Here is a 26,024-nt window from a genome sequence, read left to right as displayed (position 1 = left end):
CGGGATCGAGGAGCGTCAGCCTGGGGCGGCTGGTTCCAGCGCATTCAGTATGGGAGCCATGAAGCTGCGCACTGCCGCCTCGGCCTGGTCGGGGTCGCCGCTGGCTATGCCGTGCACCAGGTTTTCATGGGCTTGCTGTCCGGGCTCCGGGATGCACTGCTCGACCGTGGCCTGGATGATTTCCTGCACCGAGGTGGCGAAGAACACATAAGTCTCGATCAAGGCCTGATTGTGCGAGGCCCGCACGAATTCGCTGTGAAAGGCGAAATCGCGCGCGGCAAACCCTGGTTCCGTCTCGCCGTCGCGGTATTCGCCGCGGGCCTGCACCAGCTTTTCGAGACGGAGCAGATCTTCGGGCGTGCGGCGCACGGCGGCCAGCCTGGCCGCGGCGACTTCGAGGGCACAGCGGGTTTCGACCTGGTCGCGCAAGGTGGCGCGGCGCATCTGCTGCAGCGTGCGGCCCGGGTCGTAGCAGGCACGCACATAGGTGCCGGAACCCTGGCGCGCTTCCAGCAGCCCCTGCGTTGCCAGCATCCTGACGGCTTCGCGCACGGTGCCTCGGCTGACGCCGAGCAGGGATGCGAGCGTGGGCTCGTTGGGGATGCGTGAGCCGACGGCCCAGCGGCCGTCCAGGATTTCGCGCTGGATGCCCTGGGCGGCGGTTTCGGCCAGACTGGTCTTGGAGGCTAAGGAGATCATTAAATGATTAAATCATCGGATGATTTGATTGTGAGGCAAAATACGGAAGAAATCAAGCGTATCAAGGAGAACAAGCAATGAATACATGGCTGATCACGGGAACCAGCACCGGCCTGGGCCGTGCGCTGGCTCTGGCCGCGCTGGCGCAGGGCGACATGGTGGTGGGTACGCTGCGCAACGAAGCCCAGCGCGCCGAATTCGACGCCGTGACCCCAGGCCGGTCGCACGGCGTGCTGCTGGATGTGACGCACGAAGCCGATATACGCCGTGTCGTCGACGAGGTGGAAAGCCGCGTGGGCGCCATCGACGTGCTGGTGAACAATGCCGGATACGGCTTCGAAAGCACCATCGAAGAGGCGAGCATGGCCGATATCCGGCACCAGTTCGAAGTGAATGTGTTCGGGGCGCTCGGCCTCATCAAGGCGGTGCTGCCGCATATGCGCGGGCGCCGCGGCGGGCGCATCATCAATATCACTTCCATAGGCGGGCTGACTACGGGCCCGGGCATAGGCATCTACAACGCCAGCAAGTTCGCGCTCGAGGCCATCAGCGAATCGCTGGGCAAGGAGACGGCGGGTTTCGGCGTCAAGGTCACCGCGGTAGAGCCGGGGGCTTTCCGTACCGACTGGGCAGGGCGCTCGCTCAAGCGCAGCACTCGCAGCATTGCGGAATATACGGCCGTGTGCGAACCGATCAGCGAGGCGCGCAGCACGCGTTCGGGCCACCAGCGCGGCGACCCCGCCAAGGCGGCGGCCGCGATCTTGCAGATCGTCGCCAGCGACGACCCGCCCGCGCACCTGCTGCTGGGGTCGGATGCGCTGAAGCGCGCACGCACCAGGCTCGAGGAACTGGGCACCGAATTCGAGCGCTGGGCATCGCTTGCGCAGAGCACCGATTTCGACGAGTAGGGGCGCCCGCGGCCCGGCGTAAATGCGGGCACCGCGCCATCTCCGCCTTGGGCGGCTGCCGATGGTCGCAGTACACTTTTCACTTCCACAGGAACAGTCCTATGCCTTCTTTCGACGTCGTCTCCGAAGTAGACAAGCATGAACTCGCCAACGCGGTGGACCAGGCCAGCCGCGAGCTGGCGACGCGTTTCGATTTCAAGGGCACCGATGCCCGCTACGAGCTGGAGGGGTATGTCGTGACGCAGTCCGCGCCCAGCGTCTTCCAGCTCAACCAGATGCTCGACATCTTGCGCGGACGCCTGTCGGCGCGCAACATCGATGTGCGCTGCCTGGACATAGCCGAGCCGCAAGAGAACGTGGCGGGTGCCCGCCGGCGCATCACGGTCAAGCAGGGCATAGAGCAGGCCGTGTCCAAGAAATTGATCGCCGCGATCAAGGGCGCCAAGCTCAAGGTCGAGGCGCAGATCAACGGCGACAAGCTGCGCGTCACCGGCAAGAAGCGCGACGACTTGCAGGCGGCCATGGCGCTGCTGCGCAAGACCGAAGTCGACCTGCCGCTGCAGTTCAATAATTTCCGCGACTGAACCCGGCCGTGTCGGGGCGCCCTCCGGGCGCCTCGGGCGACAAACGGGCGCTGCGGGCTGGCAGGCAAATGGGCGCCGGTGCGGCATCCCATGTAGTATCAACGGGCCCTAGGGCTTGAGCCGATAGCCCGTGCGGAAGATCCAGCCCACCAGCCCCAGGCAGAGCGCCAGGAAGACCAGGGTCATGCCCAGGCTCACGTAGACGTTGACGTCGGCGATGCCGTAGAAGCTCCAGCGAAAGCCGCTGATCAGGTAGACCACGGGGTTGAACAGGGTCACCGTCTGCCAGAAGGGCGGCAGCATGTTCACGGAATAGAAGCTGCCGCCCAGGAAGGCCAGCGGCGTGACGATCAGCATGGGCACGAACTGCAGCTTTTCGAAATTGTCGGCCCATAGGCCTATGATGAAGCCGAACAAGCTGAAGGTGAAGGCGGTCAGCACCAGGAACAGCAGCATCCAGGCGGGGTGATCGACGCGCAGCGGCACGAAGAAGGCCGCGGTGATCAGCATGATGACGCCCAGGATGATGGACTTGGACGCCGCCGCGCCCACATAGCTCAGCACGATCTCGAAATACGATACGGGCGCCGAGAGCACTTCGTAGATGGTGCCGGTGAATTTCGGAAAATAAATGCCGAACGATGCGTTGGCGATGCTTTGCGTAAGCAGCGACAGCATTACCAGGCCGGGCACGATGAAGGCGCCGTAGCTGACGCCGTCGATCTGGTTGATGCGCCCGCCTATGGCGGTGCCGAACACGATGAAATACAGCGAGGTGGAAATGACCGGCGCCACGATGCTCTGCATCACCGTGCGCCAGGCCCGCGCCATCTCGAATCGGTATATGGCGCGCATGGCGTACCAGTTCATGATTTTTCCTTGAGCAGGCCCACGAATATGTCCTCCAGCGAACTCTGTTCGGTGCGCAAGTCCTTGAACGTGATGCCCGCGTCGTGCAGGCCCTTGAGCAGCGTCGCGATGCCGCTGTGTTCGCGCCGCGCATCGTAGGTGTAGATGAGCTCCGTGCCCTGCGGCCCGAGGCTCAGCGGCTGTTCGGCCAGTTCGGGCGGAATGCCGGCCAGCGGCGCCTGCAGGTCCAGGATCAGGCGCTTGCTGCCGAGCTTGCGCATCAGCTCGGTCTTTTCTTCCACCAGGATGATCTCGCCCCTGTTGATGACGCCGACGCGGTCGGCCATCTCTTCGGCTTCCTCGATGTAGTGGGTAGTGAGGATGATGGTCACGCCGGTGGCGCGCAGCGAATTCACCAGTTCCCACATGTCCTTGCGCAGCGCCACGTCCACGCCGGCGGTGGGTTCGTCCAGGAACAGGATCTGCGGCTCGTGGGCCAGGGCCTTGGCGATCAGCACGCGGCGCTTCATGCCCCCGGACAGGGTCATGAGCCGGTTGTCCTTCTTGTTCCAGAGCGACAGCGAGCGCAGCACTTTCTCGATATAGGCCGGATCGGCCGGCTTGCCGAACAGGCCGCGGCTGAAGCTGACCGTGTTCCATACCGATTCGAAGGCGTCGCTGGTGAGTTCCTGGGGCACCAGGCCGATCAGCGCGCGGGCCTTGCGATAGTCGCGCAGGATGTCGTGGCCGCCGGCCAGGACGGTGCCGGTGCTGGGGGTGACCAGGCCGCAGACGATGCTGATCAGCGTGGTCTTGCCCGCGCCGTTGGGCCCGAGCAGCGCGAAGATCTCGCCCTTGTTGATCTCGAGGCTGATGTTCTTCAGCGCCTGGAAGCCGCCGGCGTAGGTCTTGGAAACCGACGAAATCGAAAGAATAGGTGTCATGGGTGGCATGGGCTTGCGGCCCGCCCTTGCGGGGCGGCTGCGCATCGCCATATGGGACAGCTTGGTAGTGTACCTGCTGGGCCAGGAGCGCGATTCGCGCCGGTTCGGCCTCAGGAGCTTTGGGCCGCCGCGGCGCCGGCCGGCCCCGCGGGCGCCGTCGGCACCGGGGCGCTCGCCCCGGGCCGGCGTATCAGCATGGCGAGGATGGCGGCGATCAGGCAGGCCGTGCCCGCCGCGTACAGGGCCGGAACATAGGTGAGCAGCAGGCTGCGCGTGGCGCCCGCGCCGTATGCCGCCGTGGCGGCTCCCAATTGGTGTCCGGCGAAGATCCAGCCGAAGGCCATGCCGGCGCGCTCCTTGCCGAAGGCGGTGCTCGCCAGCCGCACGGTGGGTGGCACGGTGGCTACCCAGTCCAGGCCGTAGAACAGGGCGAAGATCGACAGGCCATAGAAAGTGAATTGTGAATGGGGCAGCCAGAACAGCGACAGCCCGCGCAGCCCGTAATACCAGAACAGCAGTTTGCGGCTGTCGTAGCGGTCGGACAGCCAGCCGGAAAATATCGTGCCGCACAGGTCGAAGGCGCCCATCATGGCCAGCACCGAGGCCGCCGGCACGGGCGACAGGCCGAAGTCGCCGCAGAGCGTGATGAAATGGGTCTGTATCAGCCCGTTGGTGCTCAAGCCGCAGATGAAGAAGGTGGCGAACAGTATCCAGAACGTGCGGTTGGCGCGCATGTCGCGCAAGATCCGCAAAGGGGCGGTCAGCGGAGCGTGCCGTGGCGCGCCGGGGCTGGCCGCGGCCGGCGCCGCCACGGCGCTGCGAGGGTCGGCGCCGTAGGCGACAAGCCCCAGGTCCTCGGGCCGGTCGCGCATGAACAGCAGGGCCAGGGTAATGACCAGGGCGGCAAACAGGCAGACGGGGATGACGGATGCGCGCCACCCGTAGTTTTCCACCAGCCAGGCGGCGCCCGGCAGGAACACGAGCTGGCCGGTAGCGGTACTGGCCGTCAGCATGCCGATCACGAGCCCGCGGCGCGCCTCGAACCAGCGGCTGGCCACGATGGCGCCCAGCACCAGCGCCGTCAGGCCGGAGCCCAGTCCCAGCACCAGGCCCCACAGCACCACCAGTTGCCATAGCGAGGTCATAGGCAGGGCCAGCAGCATACCCGCGGTGACCAGCGCCAGGGCCGTGGAAATCACTTTGCGCAGGCCGTAGCGTTCGATGAACAGCGCGGCGAACGGCCCCATCAGCCCGTATAGCGCAAAGCGCAGCGCCAGGGCGGAGGAAATCTGCTCGACGTCCCAGCCGTATTCCTTGCCCAGGGGCCTGAGCAGCACGCCCGGCAGTCCCAGCGCCGCCGACGACGTGAGCATGGTCAGGAAGCAAATGAAGGCTACGAACCAGGCGTAATGGATGCCACGTCGTTTCAGGGTGTCCGAGAGGGCTTGGGCAAGCATGGAATGGGCGGCGCAGGATTTGGGCTGGAGGCGTAATTATCGGCCCAATTTTATTTGATGCGCGCGTGGGCCGTAATGCTCGATGAGCAGGGCGGCGAACGGCCCCATCAAGCCATATGGTGCAAGGCGCAGCGCCAGGCCCGAGGAGCATGGCCCGTAGCGCATGGCCCGTGGGCTATTGGGCGGGCATGGCGCGCATGTCCGGGGTTTTGCATGTTTAGTTTATGATGCAGTCAGTGCGTGCAGGCCGCCGGCCGTGCGGCCTGCGTGCGGCATCCGGCGCGCGACCGCGTCGCTCGAATCGCAGGCTGGGCAAAAGGCATGGATCCCAACGACAACGCATTACTCACACCCAAGGAAATGGCTGCGGCCGATGCAGCGGCCATTCGCGGCGGCATCGAGGGTGCGGCCCTGATGGAAGCTGCCGGCAAGGCGGTGGCCGACGGCGTGCTCGCGCGCTGGCCGCGCATGCCGGTGCTGGTGCTGTGCGGGCCCGGCAACAATGGCGGCGACGGCTTCGTTGCCGCACGCCACCTCGCTGACGCCGGGTGGCCCGTCCGGCTGGTGCTGCTGGGCGGACGCAGTCCCGCCGGCGATGCCGCGCAGCACGCGGCTTTATGGACCGGCCCGGTCGAGGCCTGGAGCCCCGGGCTGCTCGAAGGCGCCGGGCTGGTGGTGGACGCCTTGTTCGGCGCCGGCCTGTCGCGGCCGATCCAGGGGCAGGCGCGTGCCGTGCTGGAGGCCGTGGCGCACAGCGGCCTGCCGGTCTGCGCCGTGGACGTGCCCAGCGGGCTGGACGGCGAGACCGGCGAAGTGCTCGGGGCCGCCGTGCCCGCCGCGCTCACCGTCACGTTTTTCCGCAAGAAACCCGGGCACTGCCTGATGCCGGGCCGCAGGCTCTGCGGCGAAGTGCTGGTGGCCGATATCGGCATACCCGGCGCAGTGCTGCGGCAGGCCCCGCCACGCTGCCACGAGAATGCGCCGCGGCTGTGGCAGGCGCAGTATCCCTGGCCGGGGGCGCAAGCCAATAAATACCATCGGGGCCATGTGCTGGTGCTGGGCGGGGCGGCGCTGACCGGCGCGGCGCGCCTGGCCGCGACAGCCGCCGCTCGGGTCGGGGCGGGGCTGGTCACGGTGGCCGCGCCGCAGCCGGTATGGGCGGTATACGCGGCGGCATTGACCAGCGTCATGGTGCAGCCCCTGCAGGGGCCGGACAGCCTGGTGCAATTATTGGCCGATGCGCGCAAGAACGCCATCGTCGCAGGGCCCGGCGCGGGCGTGTCCGACACCACCCGCAAGAATGTACTGGAGGTGCTGGCCACGCAGCGCAAGACGGTGCTGGACGCGGACGCGATCACTTGTTTCGCGCGCGATCCGCAGTTGTTGTTCTCGGCGATCACCGGCCCTTGCGTGCTTACCCCGCACGAGGGCGAGTTCTCGCGCATTTTTCCCTGCGAGGGCAGCAAGCTGATGCGGGCGCGCTATGCCGCCCGCGAAAGCGGCGCGGTGGTGCTGCTCAAGGGGGCCGACACCGTCATCGCCGCGCCGGACGGCCGCGCCGTGATCAACACCAATGGCGTCGCCGACCTGGCCACCGCCGGTACGGGCGATGTTTTGTCCGGGCTCATCGCGGGCCTCATGGCCCAGGGCATGGACGCGTTTCTCGCCGCTGCCGCTGCGGCCTGGCTGCACGGCGAGACGGCGCGCGCTTTCGGCCCCGGCCTGATCGCCGAAGACCTGGTGCACACGCTGCCGCCGGTGCTGCGCGCGCTCAAGTCCGCCATGCAGGCTCCAGCCGCCGGGCCGGACGCCTGAGCCGGCCCCGGCGCCCGCGTTACACTGGCAGCCTCGTTCCCGGCGGGAACAGACAGTATTGCTAAGGTCGCCTATGTCCGATGTCATCGCACTGGTTTTCGATTTCGACGATACGCTGGCTCCGGACAGCACTTCGGGTTTCCTGGCCGATATCGGCGTCGATATCGGCGATTTCTGGTCGCGGCGCGTCGGCCCGCTATTGTCCGAGCAGGACTGGGACCCGGTGCCGGCCTATCTGTATTGCATGATCGAACTCTCCAAGTCGCGGCGCCACGGCCTGATCACGCGCGAGCGCCTGACCGAATGGGGCGCGCGGCTGCCGCTGCACGAGGGGGTGGAATCTTTCTTCGGGCGCTTGCGGGCGCTGGTGCGCGAGAAGCACCCCAGGGTGCAACTGGAGTTCTACCTGATCACCAGCGGCATAGGCGACGTGGTGCGCAGCACGCCCATCGCCAAGGAGTTCACCGATATCTGGGCGTCCGAATTCATCTACGACGAGCAGGGCGGCATCCACTTCCCGCGCCGCATCGTCAGCTTCACCGACAAGACCCGCTACCTGTTCCACATCCAGAAGGGCATCGTCGGGACAAGCTCGCGCAACAAGCCTTTCGAGGTCAACCGCAAGGTTCCCGAGGACAAGCTGCGCGTGCCGTTCGAGCAGATGATCTTCGTCGGAGACGGCTATACCGATATTCCGTGCTTCTCGCTGATACGCAAGTCGGGCGGGGTGGCTTTCGGCGTGTGGAATCCCAAGCACCGCGAAATGCGCAGCCGGGCCTGGGGCTTTATCCAGGAGGGCCGCGTCTCGAACCTGAACCAGGCGCGCTACGGCGAGGACGCGGAACTGTACCAGTGGCTGGAAGAGGCGGTGGAAAGCCTGGCCGGCCGCATTGCCCTGCAAGCCCGTATTTATCGGGGCTGATCGCCATGCCGGGAAAGCCCATGGATGCTGATATGCCCAGGCAGGCGGATATGCCCGGGCAAGGAACGCCCGCGGGTGCCGATACGCCCGAGCGTGCCGGGGGCGAGGCCGCAGGGGCGGCCGGCGCGGCATTGCCCGACGATGCCGCCGCGATGCGGCTGGCGCTGCAGCAAGCCCTGTTGGCGCGCGCGGAGGGCGAGGTGCCGGTGGGCGCGGTGGTGTTGGACGCCTCGGGCCGGGTGCTGGGCAGCGGTTTCAATCGCACCATTTCCGGCAGCGACCCTACTGCGCATGCCGAAATCGTGGCCTTGCGCGCGGCGGCTGCCGCCGTGGGCAATTATCGTTTGCCTGGCATGAGCCTGTACGTGACGCTGGAGCCCTGCGCCATGTGCCTGGGGGCGATGCTGCACGCGCGGCTGGCGCGGGTGGTGTACGGCGCCAGCGATCCCAAGACCGGCGCCTGCGGCAGTGTGCTGGATTTTCATACGCATCCGCGCATCAACCACCAGACGCAGGTGCTGGGGGGCGTGCTGCAGGATGAATGCGGCGAGTTGCTGCGCGCTTTTTTCCGCGAGCGCCGCGCGCGGCCCAAGCCCGCGGCAGGCTAGCGGCCTGCTTTACGGGCCGAAGGCGGCCTGCCGCCGGCGCCCGGCGCTTTTATACTACGGCCTGCACCCGGCCTTATATGCCCAACCCTACAGACCTTGACGCCATGAGCCATACCGGACATCACCACCACCATCGCCACGAAGCCGGCGGCATTTATCTGATTTCGCCCTCGGGCGCGGTGGCCGATCCCGGCTCCCTGGAAAGGGCCGCTGCCCGCTTGGGGGCTTTGGGTTTCAAGACCGTGGTCGATCGCGCCGCGCTGGCGGTGCACGAGCGTTTCGCCGGCACGGACAAGCAGCGCCTGGCGGCGATTTCCCGTGCGTTGAAGCAGAAGCAGCCCATCGTGATGGCCACGCGCGGCAGTTATGGGCTGAGCCGCCTGCTGCCGGCCATAGACTGGCAGGCGGTGGCCGACAGCGGCAAGGTTTTCATCGGCCAGAGCGATTTCACGGCGTTCAGCCTGGCGCTGCTGGCGCGCACCGGGGCATGCAGTTATGCGGGGCCGACGGCGGTCTTCGATTTCGGCGGCGAGTCGATGGATGATCTCACGGCGGATTTGTTCGCGGAGGCGATGCGCGGCGAGCTGGAGATCTTGAGTTTCGAGTCGCCCGGTTCCGACGCGGTCGATGCGCGCGGCATACTGTGGGGCGGCAATCTGGCGATAGTGGTTTCGCTGCTGGGGACGCCTTATATGCCGCGTATCCGCGGCGGCATATTGTTTCTGGAGGATGTGGGCGAGCATCCTTTCCGCGTCGAGCGCATGCTGGCGCAGTTGTGGCAGGCGGGCGTGCTGGGGCGCCAGAAGGCGATTGTGCTGGGGAGTTTCACGGACTACAGGCTGGCGCCTCATGACAATGGCTTCGACATGCCTTCGGTGCTGCGCTGGCTGCGGGCTACGGTGAAGGTGCCGGTGATTACGGGGCTGCCGTATGGGCATGTCAAGGTCAAGGCGACTTTGCCGGTAGGAAGGAAGGTGGGTATCGCTACCGAGGACGGCATGGCGCATCTGGTGCTGGATGAGCATGAGCATTGAGCTTTGAGCTTGAGTATTGAGTTTTTGGGGTTCTTTACCCGCGCCGCGGGCGGCTGGGGCTGGTCAGGCTCGCTCGCCCGGCCCCGGCTGAGCCGGGGCTGCCCTTGACCTCCGGACGTTTTGGGGGCGGTCGGCAAACTCGCCCGGCGCACCAGCCCCCAGCTGGTGCGCACCCGTCGGGCTCAAACAGTGCCTCCCTTGCATCCCCCAAAACGCCCTGCGGTGGCGGCGGGCTCGGACGAGCCTGACCAGCCCCAGCCGCCCGCGGCGCTGGACGGTGGCGTGTGGGGCGGACGTGCTGGTTTCTGTCGGGAGTGTCTTGTCTACGTCTCTGGTCCGAGAGTGCAGCTGTATGTACATGAGCCTGTAAGCTCTTATATATGTGCCTGCAAGCCTATTATGAGCCTGCAAGCCTACCTATATATGAATCTATATATGAGCCTGCAAGCCTAGGAATGGGCGCTTGTTAAACTAACAAGTTTTCCAGTATTTCCCTTATCTATTTTTTCTTGCGACTTTCCCAGTGATTTCCACCTCCAATCTAACGATCCAGTTCGGCCCCAAGCCTTTGTTCGAGAATGTCAACGCCAAGTTCGGCGAGGGCAACCGGTATGGTCTGATCGGGGCCAACGGCTCGGGCAAGACTACTTTCATGAAGATCATAGGCGGAGACCTGGAGCCCACCAGCGGCAATGTGACGCTGGAGCCGGGCGTGCGCCTGGGCAAGCTGCGCCAGGACCAGTTCGCGTTCGAGGATCTGCGCGTGCTGGACGTGGTGATGATGGGCCATGCGGAAATGTGGCAGGCGATGACCGACCGCGATGCCATCTATGCCAACCCGGACGCGACGGAAGAAGACTACATGCATGCCGCCGACCTCGAGGCCAGGTTCGCCGAATTCGGCGGCTACACGGCCGAAGCGCGTGCCGGCGAACTTTTGCTGGGGCTGGAAATCGGCGTGGAGCAGCACCAGTTGCAGATGAGCGAGGTCGCCCCGGGCTGGAAGCTGCGGGTGCTGCTGGCGCAGGCGCTGTTCTCCAACCCCGATGTGCTGCTGCTGGACGAGCCCACCAACAACCTGGACATCAATACCATCCGCTGGCTGGAGGATGTGCTCAACGGCTACCAGAGCACCATGATCATCATCAGCCACGACCGCCACTTCCTGAACCAGGTCTGCACTCACATGGCCGACATGGATTACGGCGAACTGCGCATTTATCCGGGCAATTACGACGACTATATGCTGGCCTCCACACAGGCGCGCGAGCGCGTCACCGCGGCCAATGCCAAGGCCAAGGAGCGCGTGGCCGAGCTGCAGGACTTCGTGCGCCGCTTTGCCGCCAACAAGTCGAAGTCGCGCCAGGCGACCTCGCGCCTGAAGCAGATCGACCGCATCAAAGCGGGCGCCATAGAGGTCAAGCCTTCGTCGCGGCAGAATCCTTATATACGCTTCGAGCAGAACAAGGTCATGCATCGCCAGGCGGTCAATATCGAGGATGTGGCCAAGGCCTTCGACCACCCCGTGATACGCCCCTTGTCGGCCATGATAGAGGCCGGCGAGAAGATCGCCATCGTCGGGGCCAACGGGGTGGGCAAGACCACTTTGCTGCGCATGCTGGCCGGCGACCTGGCGCCGGACGCCGGCTCGGTCAAGTGGTCCGAGAATGCCGACATCGGCTACATGGCCCAGGATGTGTCCGAGCAATTCCAGTCCGACGAAAATCTGTTCGACTGGATGAGCGCCTATCGCAAGCCGGGCGACGACGACCAGGCGCTGCGTTCGGTGCTGGGGCGGCTGCTGTTCTCGGCCGACGATATCGTCAAGGCGGTGCGGGTGCTGTCGGGGGGTGAGAAGAACCGCATGAGCTTCGGCCGCCTGATGCTGGGGCGGCACAATGTGATGCTGCTGGACGAGCCTACCAATCACCTGGACATGGAATCGATAGAGTCGCTGCAGTTCGCGCTCGAAAAGTATGCCGGGACCCTGGTCTTCGTCTCGCATGACCGCGAATTCGTGTCGGGCATAGCCACGCGCGTGATCGAGATCATGCCCGACGGGCGCATCGTCGACTACATGGGCGGCTACGAAGACTATCTGGGCTCCCGCGAAGCCGCTTGAGCGGCGCCGGGCGGGCTCGCGCATGAGCTGCCACACCCTGGCCGCAGAGGCGGTCCATGAACAGGAAATCCGCAAGAGCCGTTTCCTGGTGTGCGCGGCGCCTGTCGGGACGCCGGCCGAGGCCTTGCGCTTCATCCAGGCGCGTTCCCAGGCTGCGGCCACTCACAATTGCTGGGCCTATCGGATCGGCCCGGCCTATCGCAGCAGCGACGACGGCGAGCCGGGCGGCACTGCGGGCCGCCCCATATTGCAAGCCATCCATAGCCAGCAGTGCGATCGCGTCGCGGTGCTGGTTTCGCGCTGGTTCGGCGGCATCAAGCTGGGCACTGGGGGCCTGGCCCGCGCCTATGGCGGTTCGGCGGCCGAATGCCTGCGCCTGGCCGGGAAGGTGGAAATCGTCGAGTTCGCGCGCATCGCATGCCATTGTCCTTATGCCGACATTGCGGCGCTGCGGGCGCGCCTGGCGCAGTGCGGCGCCCGCATCGAGGCCGAGGATTTCGATGCCCGGGGCGTGCACTGGACGCTGGACGTGCCCGTCGCCGCGGTGTCCGCACTCAGGGCGCTGTATGCGGATCTGACGCGGGGGCAGGGGGAATGGCAGGAGCACGACGCGCGACAGGACGTGCTTCGTGCGGATTCGATGCGGGGCGGGTAATGCCTTGCGCCGCGCCATGTGATTCAGGCGCGCTTGACGTTTTTGATTGCACCCGTGCCGGGCTGCGCCCGGGCGGGGATCAGGCGTCCTGGCGGCTTTCCTGTTCGGCGATCTCGGCATGCACCTTCTGCATGTCCACCGCCTTGACCTGGGTGATCAGTTCTTCGAGCTGGCTGCCGGACAGGGCGCCGGGTTGCGAGTACAGCAGCACTTGTTCGCGAAACACCATGAGCGTGGGAATGGAGCGTATATTCATGCCCGCAGCCAATTCTTGTTGTTCTTCGGTGTTGACCTTGGCGAAAGTGATGTCCGGATGCTTGCCGGCGGCCGATTCGAAGACCGGCGCGAAATTGCGGCAGGGGCCGCACCATGGGGCCCAGAAGTCCACGATCAAGGGTTGGCTGCTGCCGATCGCAGCCTGAAAAGTGTGTTTGTCCAGATTGATGGTGGTCATGGGCGGGGCGAACCAATGGCTGGCCGGGCTGCGCGGCGCACACATTGGTGTCAATAAAAGAAAGGGAAAGCCGAGTGTACAGCCTTTGCAATTATTTTCGATTGATTGTTTACCCGTAGATGGGGAATTTGCTTGTTTCTGGTTGCAACAGCGAGACAGGACGCCGCTGCGCGCTTGCCGTTGCGGCAAGGCCCTGCGTGGGCGCGGCTTGTGAAGCCGCAGAGCTGAAGTTTCGCAGCCTTGTGCGGCCATTACGCCACAGTGCAATCGTGTCGTGGCGCGATGGCTTGGTGGCCCTGTGCTCCGGGCCGTCCCGCAGCCGTGCCGCCGCAAGCGGAATTGCGGGCCCATGGGCCCGCGCAGCCTTTAGCCGGGGAAGAACCCGTACTTGATCACGAACAGCACGGCAACCAGCAGCGTAGCCATGTGTATGTCCTTGAATTTGCCCGTCACCGCCTTGAGCACCACATAGCTGATGAAGCCGAAGGCCAGGCCGTTGGCGATGGAGTAGGTGAAGGGCATGATGATGGAGGCCAGCGCGGCCGGCGCGGCTTCGGTCACGTCGTTCCATTCGATGTCGATGAGTTCGCGCAGCATCAGGCCGGCCACATACAGCAGCGCGGGGGCCGTGGCGTAGGCCGGCACCGAGCCGGCCAGCGGGGCCAGGAACAGCGACAGCAGGAACAGTATGCCTATGGTGAGCGCGGTCAGCCCGGTGCGTCCGCCCGCCTGCACGCCCGAGGCGCTCTCGATGTAGGCGGTGGTGCTGCTGGTGCCCAGGAACGAGCCCGCCACGATGGCGACGCTGTCGGACAAGAGCGCGCGGCCCAGGCGATTGGGCTTGCCCTCGGGCACCAGGCCGGCGCGCTTGGCCACGCCTATCATGGTGCCGGTGGCGTCGAACACTTCCACCAGCACGAACACCAGGATGACGTGCACGAAGCCGGTGTGCAGGGCGCCCATGATGTCCAGCTTCAGGAAGGTCGGCGCCAGGCTGGGCGGGGCGGAGAACACGCCATGGAACTGGTTGTAGCCCGTGACCATCGACAGGACGGTGATGACCAGTATGCCGATGAGGATGGCGCCGCGCACCTTCAGGGTGTCGAGCGCGGCGATGATGAAGAAACCCAGGATGGCAAACAGGGCGGGCGCGGCGGTCAGGTTGCCCAGGCCCACCTTGGTCGCCGGGTTGGCGACCACGATGCCCGCGCTGCCCAGCGCGATGATGGCCAGGAACAGGCCTATGCCGGCGGCTATGGCCGATCGCAATGAATGCGGGATGCCCTCGACCAGCCATTTTCGTATGCCTGTGACGGTAAGGACGACGAAGATGGCGCCCGATATGAACACGGCGCCCAGCGCCTGCTGCCAGCTATAGCCCATGGCCCCGACCACGGTAAAGGCGAAAAAGGCATTCAGCCCCATGCCCGGCGCCATGCCTATGGGCCAGTTGGCCACGAAGGCCATGATCAAGGTGCCCAGCGCGGCGGCCAGACAGGTGGCCACGAAGACCGCGCTCTTGTCCATGCCGGTGCCCGCCAGAATTTCCGGATTGACGAAAATAATGTAGGACATGGTCAGGAATGTGGTGAGGCCGGCCAGGATTTCGGTGCGCACCGAAGTCCCGTGCTCGTCGAGCCTGAAATAGCTTTGCAGCATGTGTTTCCCCAGACAGTGGTTGATGCGGAGCTGCAATCGGAGGGATTACGGCGCTGCCCGCGCCGCGTCATGCTGCCCGCGGCCGGGCCTTGTTTCCCTTCGGCTGCATACCCATGTAAATGGTTCTTTGATTCTTGTGGGCGCAAACCGGTACGACCGATCGCCATTCTAAGACGGTTTGGGCGGGGTTTGTATGTCTGTCGGCTTGCTGCCGGGGTTCGGTTGTAAACTTGCCCTCCATGATCATTCTAGGTTTCGAGAGTTCCTGCGACGAGACTGGCGTGGCGGCCGTGTCCACGGAACGGGGCCTGCTGGCCCATGCGCTGCACAGCCAGATCGCCATGCACGAGGAATACGGCGGCGTGGTGCCCGAACTCGCCTCGCGCGACCACATCCGGCGCGTGCTGCCGCTGGCCGACGAGGTCCTGCGCAAGGCCGGGCTGTCGTTTTCCGACCTGGACGCGGTGGCCTATACGGCCGGCCCCGGCCTGGCCGGGGCGCTGCTGGTCGGCGCCAGCGTGGCGCAGGCCTTCGCCTGGGCGCGCGGCCTGCCGGCCATTCCCATACACCATCTCGAAGGCCATCTGCTGTCGCCGCTGCTCTCCGAACCGCGACCCGAATTCCCCTTCGTGGCGCTGCTGGTGTCGGGCGGCCACACGCAACTGATGCGCGTGGGCGGCGTGGGCGACTACGAACTATTGGGCGAAACCCTGGACGATGCCGCGGGCGAGGCCTTCGACAAGACGGCCAAGCTGCTGGGGCTGGGCTATCCCGGTGGACCGGCCCTGTCGCGCCTGGCCGAGCACGGCGACCCGACGCGCTACAAGCTGCCGCGCCCCATGCTGCACAGCGGCGACCTGGATTTCAGTTTCAGCGGGCTCAAGACCGCGGTGCTGACGCGTTCCAAGAGCCTGCGGTCTGAAGAGGGCGTCTTGTCCGAGCAGGACCGCACTGATCTGGCGGCGGCAACCGAAGCCGCCATCGTGGACGTGCTGGCTGGCAAGGCGCTGGCGGCGCTGGACCGTACCGGCCTCACCCGATTGGTGGTTGCCGGCGGGGTAGGCGCCAACCGCCGCCTGCGCCGCAGGCTCGAGCAAGCCTTGCAGGCGCGGGGCGGGCGGGTGTATTTCCCGCCCCTGGAACTATGCACCGACAACGGCGCCATGATCGCCTATGCGGCGGCGCTCAGGGTGCAGGCCGGCCTGGCGGACCTGGGCAGCGCCAGCCATGCCTTCACGGTGCGCCCGCGCTGGGACCTGCAGGACGTGTGCGCGCGGACCGCCGCTTGAGTCCTTGGGGCGCCGCCCCGGCTTATTTCTTGCCGCCGATGCGGCTTTCCTTGCCCGTCAGCAGGCGGCCGATATTGGCGTGGTGGCGGTAGATCAGCACCGCGCTGATGACCACGATGCACAGGCAGATCACTGTGTCGAATTCCCAGGCGATATTGCCGCCGAACAGGTAGTACAGCGGCGCGAAGATCGCCGCGACGATGGAAGCCAGCGAGGAATAGCGGGTGGCATAGGCGACGATCAGCCAGGTCGCGGCCGTGGCCAGCGCCAGCCAGGGCTGCAGCGCGAGCAGCACGCCCAGGGCGGTGGCTACGCCCTTGCCGCCCTTGAAGCGCAGGAACACCGGGTAGACGTGCCCCAGGAAGGCCGCGATGGCCGACAAACCAATGGCAAGCGCAGGCAGTTGCAGATGGGGCGCCACCCGCAGCACGATCCAGACCGCCAGCCAGCCTTTGGCGGCATCGCCCAGCAGCGTCAAGGCCGCGGCCGTCTTGTTGCCGGTGCGCAACACGTTGGTGGCGCCGGGGTTGCGCGAGCCGAAGCTGCGAGGGTCTTGCAGGCCCATGCAGCGGCTTACCAGCACGGCGAAGGATATCGACCCGATCAGGTATGAAAGCACGATCAGGGCCGCGCTGGAAAAAAAGACGCCTGCAGATGACATGACTGGGGACTCCGGGTCGGAACGTGTGCGAGATTCTACCGTGGCCTGTCCCCAAAACGCCAAAACGACCGGGTACAATCGCTGGGGTTCTAGGGATTTCAATGGGAAGGCGATGCGTATTCTGGTGTCCAATGACGACGGCTACAATGCCCCGGGGCTTGAGGCCCTGGTCAAGGCGCTGGACGGCCTTGGGCAACTGACCGTGGTGGCGCCCGAAACCAATTGCAGCGGCGCCTCGAATTCCCTGACGCTGAACCGGCCCCTGACGGTGCGCCAGGCGGCCAACGGCTACTACTATGTCAACGGCACGCCTTCCGATTGCGTGCATGTCGCCATGACCGGCTTGCTGGATTTCCGTCCCGACCTGGTGGTGTCCGGCATCAACAACGGCGCTAACATGGGCGAGGACACGCTGTATTCGGGCACCGTCGCCGCCGCCACCGAAGGCTTTCTGTTCGGCGTGCCGTCCATCGCCCTGTCCCTCACCGAAAAAGGCTGGGGCAACCTGGACACCGCGGCGGCCGTGGCGCGCCAGCTCATCGAGCAACAGGTCCGGCAGCCTTGCGCGCACAAGGTGCTGCTCAATGTCAATATCCCGGCCGTGTCCTTGCAGGCGCTGCAGGGCATGCGCGTCACGCGCCTGGGCAAGCGCCATCCCTCCGAGCCCGTGGTCAAGACCACCACGCCCTACGGCGATCCTGTGTACTGGATAGGCCCCGTGGGGCATGTATCGGATTCGGCCGAGGGCACGGATTTCGGCGCCGTGGCCGACAATATCGTCTCCATCACGCCGCTGCGCCTGGATCTTACCGATTACGGCATCCTCGACGACGTGCGGGACTGGGCGGGTACGCTATGCGCAAGCCTCTGAACCCCGCTCCATTCCCCGGCGGCTACGGGCGCAGTGCGAGCCGGCGCGGTTTTTCCGCCGCCAACAGCAATACCCGCATCTCGCCTTCGGGCGCGGCCGCGCCGCGCCTGCCCGAGGCCGTGCCGGTGTCAATGATTGCAAACCTGGGTTTGAATTCGGAGCGTTCGCGTGGCATGATGATCCAGCGCCTGCGCGAGCAGGGCATCGCCGACGAGCGCGTGCTCGACGCAATGCAGCGGGTGCCGCGCCACAGTTTCGTCGACGAAGGCCTGGCCAGCCGCGCATACGAAGACGCCGCGCTGCCCATCGGCCATGGCCAGACCATCTCGCAACCCTGGGTAGTGGCGCGCATGATCTCCGCAGTAACCGAGAATCGCGATCCGGTCCGGGTGCTGGAGGTCGGGGCGGGCTGCGGGTACCAGGCCGCGGTGCTGGCCCAGTTCATCAAAGAAGTGCATTGCATCGAACGCATACGCGGCCTGTACGAGCTGGCGCGCCAGAACCTGCGGGCGCTGCGCCTGATTTCCCGGGTGCGGCTGTCGTATGGCGACGGGACTCTCGGCTTGCCGGGCGTGGCGCCTTTCGACGCCATCATTATTTCGGCGGCGGGCATTAAAATTCCGCAAGCCTTGCTCGAGCAATTGGCAGTGGGCGGCCGCCTGATCGCTCCCGAAGGGGCGTCGGTGCAACGTCTGATCCTGGTGGAGCGGACCGGGTCCGCGAGCTGGCAGCGCGAAGAACTCGAGGCCGTGCGTTTTGTGCCGCTCAAGGCGGGAATTCAATCGTAGCGACCGGCATCGGCCGTGGGTCGCAAAACCATGTAGCAACAGCAGTAGCAGATCGTAGCAATCAGGAGAGCCATATGCATGCAGGGATGTCCCAGCCTTACGCCGCGCCGGCAGTCGAACATCGCAAAAGCAGCTCGCGCTGCCTGCTGATCGCAGCCGTCCTGGTCTCGACCATCCTGGCCGGCTGCGCGTCCCGGACGACCCATGCGCCGGTCAGCGACCTGGCCGGGCCCGGCGAGGCGGCCGCGTCCAGCAGCGGCACCTATGTGGTGCGGCCCGGCGACACGCTCTACAAGATCGCGCAGGCCAACAATACCGACGTCTCCACGCTGGTGCGCCTGAACCATCTCAGCGATCCCTCGCAACTGCGGGTAGGGCAGACCATCCGCCTGAGCGGCTCGGCGTCGGCGGCGCCGAGCGCCGCGCCCGTGGCCACGCCCGTGCCTGTCACCCCGACGGCCAGCGCCGAGACCGAGACGCCGGCCAAGGCCAGCGATGCCGGCCTGATCACCTGGGGCTGGCCCGCTTCGGGGCGCATCATTCAGGGCTTCAATGCCAGCACCAAGGGCATAGACATCTCCGGCGCGCCGGGCGAGCCCGTCTACGCCGCGGCCGATGGCAAGGTCATGTACGCCGGCAACGGCGTGCGCGGCCTGGGCAATCTGATATTGCTCGGCCACAGCAACGGCTTCATCACGGCGTACGCGCACAACCAGACGCTGCTGGTCAAGAGCGGCCAGCAGGTGCACCGCGGCGCCAAGATCGCCACCTTCGGCCAGACCGACACCACTTCGCCGCGCCTGCATTTCGAGATCCGCCGCAAGGGCACGCCCGTCAACCCGCTGTCCTACCTGCCGCCGCGATGATCCCGACCCTCGTCTTCGACCTCGAAACCATTCCGGACGCCGCCGGCCTGCGGCGCCTGAATCGGCACGATCCGGAGATGAGCGATGCCGATGTGGTCGAAGCGGCGCTGGCCCAGCGCCGCGAGACCCACGGCAACGATTTCCTGCCGCTGCACTTGCAGCGGGTCGCCGTGGTGGGTTGCGTGTTCCGCGACGACAGCGGGTTCCGGGTCAAGACGCTGGGCGAGGCCGACGACCCCGAGGCCACCCTGATCGCCGGCTTCTTCAAGACGATAGAACGCTATACGCCCAGGCTGGTAAGCTGGAACGGCTCGGGCTTCGACCTGCCGGTGCTGCACTATCGCAGCCTGATCCACGGCGTGCAGGCGCCGCGCTACTGGGACACGGGCGAAGACGACCGCGACTTCAAGTTCAATAACTACATCAGCCGCTATCACAACCGCCACATCGACCTGATGGACTTGCTGGCCAAGTACAACGGCCGCGCCAATGCGCCGCTGGACGAACTGGCCAAGCTTTGCGGTTTTCCCGGCAAGCTGGGCATGGACGGCAGCCAGGTCTGGCGCGCCTGGTCCGAGGGCCGCGCCGACGAGGTGCGCGCCTACTGCGAAACCGACGTGGTCAATACCTGGCTGGTGTACTGCCGCTTTCGCTTCCTCAAGGGCGAGCTCGACACCGCGTCCTACGAAAAAGAAGTCCGGCTGGTGCGCGAGACGCTGCAGGCCAGCGACAAGCCGCACTGGCGGGAATACATGGCGGCCTGGGACGAGCCCCATCAATAAAGCGGGTGAAATCGCTTGAAACCGATGGCCCGGCGCTGAAACAAATCGGAAACCGGCCTCAACGCACAATGGAAGCTCCTTAAACACAGGGACTACCATCATGCAATATCTCAAGACTCCCGTGCAGGCCGCCATTGCCGCGGTCGCGGCGGCGTTTGCCATGCAAGGGGCTGCCATGGCGGCTCCCGCGGCCGAGGCGCCTGCCCAAGGGCCGGCCATGACCGCCCAACACCAGGCTGCGCCGGGCATGCATGGGCATGGCCACATGCGCCATCACCATCAAATGCGCGCCGCGCTCTGGGTTCCCGGCTACGGCCCGGTGGGCCACGACCTGCTGAAATCGCTCAAGCTCACCGACACGCAAAACAAGCTGGTGGCCGACGCCCAGGCCGCCCAGAAGTCGGCAATGAAAGAACGCTTCGAGCTCATGAAAAAAGAGCGCAAGGAGTATTGGGACGGGCTGAAGGCGGGCAAGCTGGATCCCCACGCAGCGGTGCAGCAGTCTGATGCGGCCATGCAGAAGGGGCTGGCCGTACGCCAGGACGTAACCAAGAAGTGGCTGGCCGTCTGGGACGCCCTCGACGCCACCCAGCAGAAGCAGGTTGCGGCCTACCTGAAGGGCCGGGCCGACGGCCACAAGGGCGGGCATCACGAGCAGTTCCGCCATCGCCCGCAGCACGGCGGCTGGCACGGTCATGCCGCGCCCAAGTCCCCGGCCGCGACGCAAGCGCCCGCCACGCCGGCTTCCTGATCCGCCGCACGGCGTTGTTCCCCCGGCGGGCTAGGCCCGCCTGGCCCGAGGCCTGTGCAAGCTGGAAGATCCTCTTCCCGCCTGCACAGGCCTCGGCTTTTTTAAGACTGTAAAATCCAGGCTCGAAAGTTTTGGAACGCCAGAAATGCCGGAAGCACTCGCGATCGAGTCCGTAGACCTGGAGGCGCGCGGTATCGCGCGCCGCGACGGTAAAGTAGTATTCGTAGAGGGCGCGCTGCCCTTCGAGCAGGTCCAGGTGGCCGTGATCAAGCGCAAGCCGTCCTACGAAACCGCGCGCATCGAGCGGCTGTTGAAGTCCTCGCCGTTGCGGGTCAGCCCCAAGTGCCCGCATTTCGGCGTCTGCGGCGGCTGCGCCATGCAGCACGTCGACCCGGCGGCCCAGGTCGCCATCAAGCAGCGCGTGCTCGAAGACACCTTCTGGCATATCGGCAAGCTCAAGCCCGCGCGCATCCTGCCGCCGCTGCACGGCCCCACCTGGGGCTACCGCCATCGGGCGCGCCTGTCGGTGCGCCTGGTCGAGAAGAAGGGCGGCATCCTGGTGGGCTTTCACGAGCGCCACAGCAGCTACGTGGCCGACATGACCGAGTGCCATGTATTGCCGCGCCACGTTTCCGACATGCTGGTGCCGCTGCGCCGGCTGATCGGATCCTTGTCCACCCCGAACCGCATTCCGCAGATCGACGTGTCCGTGGGCGAGGATGCCACGGCCTTGCTGCTGCGCCATCTCGAGCCCCTGACCGGCGACGACCTGGAAAAGCTGCGCGGCTTCGCCCGCGAGCATGGCGTCTGCTGGTGGCTGCAGCCCAAGGGGCGCGATACGATTCATCCGCTCGAGCCCGCCGACCTCGACAGGCTGTCTTATGTGCTGCCGGAATTCGGCCTGCGCATGGGCTACCAGCCGGCCGATTTCACCCAGGTCAACGATGCCGTCAATCGCGTGCTGGTGTCGCGCGCCCTGGGCCTGCTGGAAGTCCAGGCCACGGATCGCGTCGCGGACCTGTTCTGCGGATTGGGCAATTTCACGCTGCCGCTGGCTACGCGGGCCAGGGAAGTGCTGGGCGTGGAGGGCAGTTCCAGCCTGACCGACAGGGCGCGCGCCGCGGCGCAAGAGCACGGCCTGTCGGGGCATACCGAGTTCGCCACCTGTAATCTGTTCGAGGTGGATGCCGCGTGGCTGCGAGACCAGGGGCATTTCGACCGCATGCTGATCGACCCGCCGCGCGAGGGCGCCGAGGCGGTGGCCCAGGCCCTGGCCGAGCTGCAGCCCCAGGAGCGGCCCAGCCGCATCGTGTATGTGTCCTGTAACCCGGCCACGCTGGCGCGCGATGCCGCCATCCTGGTCCACAAAGGCGGCTACAGGCTGCAGAGCGCGGGGGTGATCAATATGTTCCCGCACACCGGCCACGTCGAGTCGATCGCCGTATTCGAATAGCGGCGCATCGCCGGCAGCCCGGCGTGCCTGCCGTTTGCGGATGGAAAGCGCCGCGGCGGGGCCGCGGCGCGCAGGCCTTGCCGGCCGGCGGTTATTGCGCCGCGGCGGTCTGGGCCAGGATGCGCTCGGCCTCGGCCCGCACCCGTTCGGGTGCCGTGCCGCCGGTGTGGGCGCGCGCCGCCACTGAGCCTTCCAGGGTCAGGAAGCCGTAGACGTCCTGGCCGATGGCCGAATGGAAGCTTTGCAGGTCTTCCAGGGCGAGGTCGGACAGGTCGCAGCGCTTGTCCTCGCAGGCGCGCACGGCGCGGGCCACGGCTTCGTGGGCGTCGCGGAACGGCACGCCCTTCCTGACGAGGTAGTCGGCCAGGTCGGTGGCGGTGGCGTAGCCCTGCAGCGCCGCCTGGCGCATGGCTTCGGGGCGCACCCGGATGCCGCCGATCAGGTCGGCGAATATGGTCAGCGTGTCGCGTATGGTGTCGGCGGCGTCGAACAGGCCTTCTTTGTCTTCCTGATTGTCTTTGTTATAGGCCAGAGGCTGGCCCTTCATGAGCGTGAGCAGCGCCATCAGGTGGCCGTAGACGCGGCCGGTCTTGCCGCGCGCCAGCTCGGGCACGTCGGGGTTCTTCTTTTGCGGCATGATGGAACTGCCCGTGCAGAAGCGATCGGCCAGGTCTATGAAGCCCACGCGCGGGCTCATCCACAGCACCAGTTCTTCGGACAGGCGCGAGATGTGCATCATGATGAGCGCGGCCGCGGCGCAGAACTCGATGGCGAAGTCGCGGTCGGAAACCGCGTCCAGCGAGTTGCGGCAGACCCCGTCGAAACCCAGGGTGGTGGCCACGCGTTCGCGGTCGATGGGAAAGGTGGTGCCGGCCAGGGCCGCCGCGCCCAGCGGCAGGCGATTGACGCGCTTGCGGCAGTCGGCCAGGCGCTCGGCGTCGCGGCCGAACATTTCGGCATAGGCCAGCAGGTGATGCCCGAATGTGACGGGCTGGGCCACCTGCAGGTGCGTGAAGCCGGGCAGGATGGTGGCGGCGTGTTCCAGGGCCAGTCCCGCCAGGGCGTGGCGCATGTGGCCCAGCAGCTCGAGCGCATGGTCGATCTCGCCCCGCACCCACAGGCGGATGTCGGTGGCGACCTGGTCGTTGCGCGAGCGCCCCGTGTGCAGCCGCTTGCCGGCGTCGCCGATCAGCTCGACGAGCCGCTTTTCGATGTTCAGGTGCACGTCTTCGAGGTCGATCGACCAGGCGAAGCGCCCGGCGTCGATTTCTTCGAGGATGCTTGCCATGCCTTTCTGGATGGCCGCGTAGTCCTCGTTGCTGATGACGCCCACGGCGGCGAGCATTTCGGCGTGGGCCAGCGAGCCCTGGATGTCCTGGCGGGCGAGGCGCTGGTCGAAGCCTACCGAGGCGGTGTAGCGCTTGACGAGATCGGATACCGGCTCGGAAAACCGGGCGGACCAGGCTTGGGCTTTGTTGGCGAACTGGTCCTGCTGCGGGGTAGGGGCTTGTTTAGGCATAGTGGCGAAATTATAAAGGAGCGCCCGGCGCCCCCCCGGTCCGGCTTGCGGCGGCGTCGCGAATCCGGCGGCCATGGCCCGCTGCCCGTGTCCGGTCCGGGCGGCCCGCAGGCCCGGATCCGGGCCTGCGGATCGGGCAAACGAGGCGCCAGGCAGGGCGTGCGATAATTTCAACCTCGATTTTCCTGCACGACAAGGCCAAGCGAAATGACGGCGGTAAAGCTGGGGCTCGCCCAGATCAACACCACGGTGGGTAATGTTAAGGCCAATGCGGTCCAGATCCTGGAGGCGGCCCGCTGGGCGCATGCCCAGGGCGTGGACATACTGCTCACCCCCGAACTGGTGATGATAGGCTACCCGGCCGAAGACCTGCTGCTGCGGCCCGCCTTCGTGGCGCAGCAAGACCGCGAACTCGAACGCCTCTGCGCCGACTTGGCGCAATTCCCGGGCCTGCACGTGGTGGTGGGCCATGCCTGCCGCCAGGGCGGGCTGCTCTACAACGCGGCCTCGGTGCTGGCCGGCGGGCGCGTCCTGCACACTTATTTCAAGCGCGAACTGCCCGACTACGGCGTGTTCGACGAAAAACGCTACTTCCGCCCCGGCGGCGATCCGGTCGTGTTCGAGGTAAAGGGAATCAAGTTCGGCCTGAACATCTGCGAAGACGCATGGTTCGCTGCCGCCCCCGAACTGGCCCGGCGCCAGGGCGCCCAGGTGCTGCTGGTGCCCAATGCCTCGCCCTACAGCACCCGCAAGCACGGCGAGCGCATCGAACGCATCGCGCCCCACGTGGCCGGCATGACGCTGGTCTACCTGAACAAGGTCGGCGGCCAGGACGAACTGGTATTCGACGGCGGCTCTTTCGTGCTCGACCCGGCCGGCAGCGTGGCGGCGCGCCTGCCGCTGTTCGAGCCGGCGCATGCCGTGGTGGAGCTGGACGCCGCCGGCCGTCCCGTGGCCTCGGCCGCGGCCCTGGCCGACTGGCCGCAGCCGCTGGAACAAGTCTGGAATGCGCTGGTGCTGGCAGTGCGCGACTACCTGGGCAAGAGCGGTTTTTCCAAAGCGGTGCTGGGCCTGTCCGGCGGGATCGACTCGGCGCTGGTGCTGGCCCTGGCCGTCGAGGCCCTGGGCGCGGACCAGGTTCGCGCCGTCATGATGCCTTCGCGCTATACCGCCGATATTTCCCTGATCGATGCGCGCCAGATGGCCGAAGGCCTGGGCGTGCGCTATGACGAGATCCACATCGGCGCGCTGGCGCAGGCCTACGAGCAGGCCCTGGAGCCGCAGTTCCGCGGGCTGGCCGCCGATACCACCGAAGAAAACATCCAGGCGCGCATACGCGGCAACCTGCTGATGGCCCTGTCCAACAAATCCGGCGCGCTGGTGCTCACCACCGGCAACAAGTCCGAGCTGGCCACCGGCTACTGCACTTTGTATGGCGACATGGCCGGCGGCTATGCCGTCATCAAGGACGTGCCCAAGACCCTGGTCTACGAATTGGCGCGCTGGCGCAATCGCGAGCAAGAGGTAATCCCCAGCCGCATCATCGAGCGTCCGCCCTCGGCCGAATTGCGGCCCGACCAGAAAGACCAGGACAGCCTGCCGCCCTACGACGTGCTCGATGCCATCATCGAGCGCTACGTGGAAGACAACGAGCCGGTGGCCACCATAGAAAAAGCCGGCTTTGCCGCCGAGACCGTAGCCCAGGTCGTGCGCTTGATCCGCATCAGCGAATACAAGCGCCGCCAAGGGGCCATCGGGCCGAAAATCACCTCGCGCGCTTTCGGGCGCGACTGGCGCTACCCGATCACCAACGGTTTCCGCGAATAGCCGATGCCTACGTCCGATCAATCCGAATTAGCCTGACGGGCCATCGGCCGCCCCGAGCCGGACGGGCCGCACATACATCATGGAGCAAGCATGGAGCAAGCAATGAAGCTGATAGCCGCGATCATCAAACCTTTCAAGCTGGACGAAGTGCGCGAGGCCCTGGCCGAGATGGGCGTCAGCGGCCTGACCGTCACCGAGGTCAAGGGCTTCGGCCGGCAAAAAGGGCATACCGAACTGTATCGCGGCGCGGAATACGTAGTGGATTTCCTGCCCAAGATCCGCGTCGAGGTGGTGCTGCCGGCGGACATGGTGGATGGTGCCATCGACGCTATCGTCAAGGCCGCCTACACTGGCAAGATCGGCGACGGCAAGATCTTCGTCATGCCCGTGGAACAAGCCATACGCATCCGCACCGGCGAGAGCGGCACCGACGCGCTGTAGGCGCCATGCCGGCTGCGGCGTCTTGCGGGCCCGCCGGCGCCCGCGCCGCGGATTTGCGGCGCCGCG

25 protein-coding genes are annotated in these 26,024 nt (G+C 66.1%); 17 read left to right on the top strand and 8 right to left on the bottom strand.

Annotation, left to right across the window (positions count from 1 at the left end):
* Positions 1-15 precede the first annotated feature (15 nt).
* Entirely contained in the window at positions 16-699 is a 684-nt protein-coding gene (locus KVP10_RS02275) for a FadR/GntR family transcriptional regulator (protein ID WP_217962836.1), read from the bottom strand.
* Positions 700-776: 77 nt separating this feature from the next.
* On the opposite strand from KVP10_RS02275, the gene KVP10_RS02270 reads away from it, so the two are divergent.
* A complete protein-coding gene (locus KVP10_RS02270; protein WP_217962835.1) occupies positions 777-1,607 on the top strand; it encodes an oxidoreductase in 831 nt (276 codons plus the stop codon).
* A 101-nt stretch (positions 1,608-1,708) separates the two neighbouring features.
* Positions 1,709-2,191, top strand: coding sequence for a YajQ family cyclic di-GMP-binding protein (locus KVP10_RS02265; RefSeq protein WP_217962834.1), 483 nt, complete (start codon positions 1,709-1,711; stop codon positions 2,189-2,191).
* 108 nt (positions 2,192-2,299) lie between these two features.
* Here the strand turns inward: KVP10_RS02265 and KVP10_RS02260 are convergent, their stop codons facing one another.
* The 3 genes from KVP10_RS02260 to KVP10_RS02250 form a co-directional block, all read right to left on the bottom strand.
* The gene (locus tag KVP10_RS02260) at positions 2,300-3,061 is read right to left on the bottom strand and encodes an ABC transporter permease (protein ID WP_217962833.1); all 762 of its coding nucleotides are present in this window, start codon (positions 3,059-3,061) and stop codon (positions 2,300-2,302) included.
* Positions 3,058-3,984 carry an ABC transporter ATP-binding protein gene (locus KVP10_RS02255; RefSeq protein ID WP_217962832.1) on the bottom strand — a complete coding sequence of 309 codons (927 nt, stop codon included), beginning with the start codon at positions 3,982-3,984 and terminating at the stop codon, positions 3,058-3,060. The genes KVP10_RS02260 and KVP10_RS02255 overlap by 4 nt, the downstream gene beginning before the upstream one ends.
* A 110-nt stretch (positions 3,985-4,094) precedes the next feature.
* Positions 4,095-5,441, bottom strand: coding sequence for an MFS transporter (locus KVP10_RS02250; RefSeq protein ID WP_217962831.1), 1,347 nt, complete (start codon positions 5,439-5,441; stop codon positions 4,095-4,097).
* 321 nt (positions 5,442-5,762) lie between these two features.
* Here KVP10_RS02250 and KVP10_RS02245 point away from each other — a divergent pair, with 321 nt between their 5' ends.
* The 6 genes from KVP10_RS02245 to KVP10_RS02220 all read left to right on the top strand — a co-directional run bounded on the left by KVP10_RS02245 (position 5,763) and on the right by KVP10_RS02220 (position 12,597).
* Positions 5,763-7,256 carry an NAD(P)H-hydrate dehydratase gene (locus tag KVP10_RS02245; RefSeq protein WP_217962830.1) on the top strand — a complete coding sequence of 498 codons (1,494 nt, stop codon included), beginning with the start codon at positions 5,763-5,765 and terminating at the stop codon, positions 7,254-7,256.
* Between the two features lie 73 nt (positions 7,257-7,329).
* Entirely contained in the window at positions 7,330-8,178 is an 849-nt protein-coding gene (locus tag KVP10_RS02240) for an HAD family hydrolase (protein WP_217962829.1), read from the top strand.
* Between the two features lie 50 nt (positions 8,179-8,228).
* Entirely contained in the window at positions 8,229-8,786 is a 558-nt protein-coding gene (tadA, locus tag KVP10_RS02235; RefSeq protein ID WP_376810917.1) for a tRNA adenosine(34) deaminase TadA, read from the top strand.
* Positions 8,787-8,863: 77 nt separating this feature from the next.
* On the top strand, positions 8,864-9,820 hold the full coding sequence (locus tag KVP10_RS02230) for an LD-carboxypeptidase (protein WP_217962828.1): 957 nt from the start codon (positions 8,864-8,866) through the stop codon (positions 9,818-9,820).
* Positions 9,821-10,343: 523 nt separating this feature from the next.
* The gene (locus KVP10_RS02225) at positions 10,344-11,942 is read left to right on the top strand and encodes an ABC-F family ATPase (RefSeq protein ID WP_217962827.1); all 1,599 of its coding nucleotides are present in this window, start codon (positions 10,344-10,346) and stop codon (positions 11,940-11,942) included.
* A 22-nt stretch (positions 11,943-11,964) separates the two neighbouring features.
* Entirely contained in the window at positions 11,965-12,597 is a 633-nt protein-coding gene (locus KVP10_RS02220; RefSeq protein ID WP_217962826.1) for an IMPACT family protein, read from the top strand.
* A 79-nt stretch (positions 12,598-12,676) separates the two neighbouring features.
* On the opposite strand, the gene trxA is transcribed toward KVP10_RS02220, so the two are convergent.
* Both trxA and KVP10_RS02210 read right to left on the bottom strand, forming a co-directional pair.
* The gene (gene trxA / locus KVP10_RS02215) at positions 12,677-13,051 is read right to left on the bottom strand and encodes a thioredoxin (RefSeq protein ID WP_217962825.1); all 375 of its coding nucleotides are present in this window, start codon (positions 13,049-13,051) and stop codon (positions 12,677-12,679) included.
* Between the two features lie 366 nt (positions 13,052-13,417).
* The gene (locus KVP10_RS02210; protein ID WP_217962824.1) at positions 13,418-14,710 is read right to left on the bottom strand and encodes an NCS2 family permease; all 1,293 of its coding nucleotides are present in this window, start codon (positions 14,708-14,710) and stop codon (positions 13,418-13,420) included.
* Between the two features lie 239 nt (positions 14,711-14,949).
* Between KVP10_RS02210 and tsaD the strand changes: the two genes are divergently transcribed.
* Positions 14,950-15,999, top strand: coding sequence for a tRNA (adenosine(37)-N6)-threonylcarbamoyltransferase complex transferase subunit TsaD (gene tsaD, locus KVP10_RS02205; RefSeq protein ID WP_217962823.1), 1,050 nt, complete (start codon positions 14,950-14,952; stop codon positions 15,997-15,999).
* A gap of 22 nt (positions 16,000-16,021) precedes the next feature.
* On the opposite strand, the gene plsY is transcribed toward tsaD, so the two are convergent.
* Complete coding sequence (gene plsY / locus KVP10_RS02200; protein ID WP_217962822.1) at positions 16,022-16,660, bottom strand: glycerol-3-phosphate 1-O-acyltransferase PlsY; 639 nt, start codon at positions 16,658-16,660, stop codon at positions 16,022-16,024.
* A gap of 112 nt (positions 16,661-16,772) precedes the next feature.
* Here plsY and surE point away from each other — a divergent pair, with 112 nt between their 5' ends.
* From surE to rlmD, 6 genes are all read left to right on the top strand, one after another.
* A complete protein-coding gene (gene surE, locus KVP10_RS02195) occupies positions 16,773-17,531 on the top strand; it encodes a 5'/3'-nucleotidase SurE (RefSeq protein WP_217962821.1) in 759 nt (252 codons plus the stop codon).
* Complete coding sequence (locus KVP10_RS02190; protein WP_217962820.1) at positions 17,516-18,319, top strand: protein-L-isoaspartate(D-aspartate) O-methyltransferase; 804 nt, start codon at positions 17,516-17,518, stop codon at positions 18,317-18,319. The genes surE and KVP10_RS02190 overlap by 16 nt, the downstream gene beginning before the upstream one ends.
* Positions 18,320-18,405: 86 nt before the next feature.
* A complete protein-coding gene (locus KVP10_RS02185) occupies positions 18,406-19,185 on the top strand; it encodes a peptidoglycan DD-metalloendopeptidase family protein (RefSeq protein WP_376810918.1) in 780 nt (259 codons plus the stop codon).
* Entirely contained in the window at positions 19,182-19,967 is a 786-nt protein-coding gene (locus KVP10_RS02180) for a 3'-5' exonuclease (protein ID WP_217962818.1), read from the top strand. Before KVP10_RS02185 ends, KVP10_RS02180 begins: the two co-directional genes overlap by 4 nt.
* Positions 19,968-20,067: 100 nt before the next feature.
* Positions 20,068-20,718: a Spy/CpxP family protein refolding chaperone gene (locus KVP10_RS02175; protein WP_217962817.1), complete on the top strand. Its 651-nt coding sequence runs from the start codon at positions 20,068-20,070 to the stop codon at positions 20,716-20,718.
* 145 nt (positions 20,719-20,863) lie between these two features.
* Positions 20,864-22,171 (top strand): 23S rRNA (uracil(1939)-C(5))-methyltransferase RlmD, encoded by a 1,308-nt coding sequence (gene rlmD, locus KVP10_RS02170; protein WP_217962816.1) that lies wholly within the window; start codon positions 20,864-20,866, stop codon positions 22,169-22,171.
* Positions 22,172-22,262: 91 nt separating this feature from the next.
* Here rlmD and argH read toward each other — a convergent pair whose 3' ends face one another.
* Positions 22,263-23,690: an argininosuccinate lyase gene (gene argH / locus KVP10_RS02165; protein WP_217962815.1), complete on the bottom strand. Its 1,428-nt coding sequence runs from the start codon at positions 23,688-23,690 to the stop codon at positions 22,263-22,265.
* Between the two features lie 207 nt (positions 23,691-23,897).
* Here argH and KVP10_RS02160 point away from each other — a divergent pair, with 207 nt between their 5' ends.
* On the top strand, positions 23,898-25,517 hold the full coding sequence (locus tag KVP10_RS02160; protein WP_217962814.1) for an NAD+ synthase: 1,620 nt from the start codon (positions 23,898-23,900) through the stop codon (positions 25,515-25,517).
* 102 nt (positions 25,518-25,619) lie between these two features.
* Positions 25,620-25,958, top strand: coding sequence for a P-II family nitrogen regulator (locus tag KVP10_RS02155; protein ID WP_217962813.1), 339 nt, complete (start codon positions 25,620-25,622; stop codon positions 25,956-25,958).
* Positions 25,959-26,024: the final 66 nt, after the last annotated feature.

Source organism: Candidimonas humi, assembly GCF_019166065.1.
Classification (GTDB): domain Bacteria; phylum Pseudomonadota; class Gammaproteobacteria; order Burkholderiales; family Burkholderiaceae_B; genus Candidimonas; species Candidimonas humi.
The sequence above is the reverse complement of the archived record's forward strand: the minus strand, read 5'-3'. Positions and strand labels throughout refer to the sequence as shown.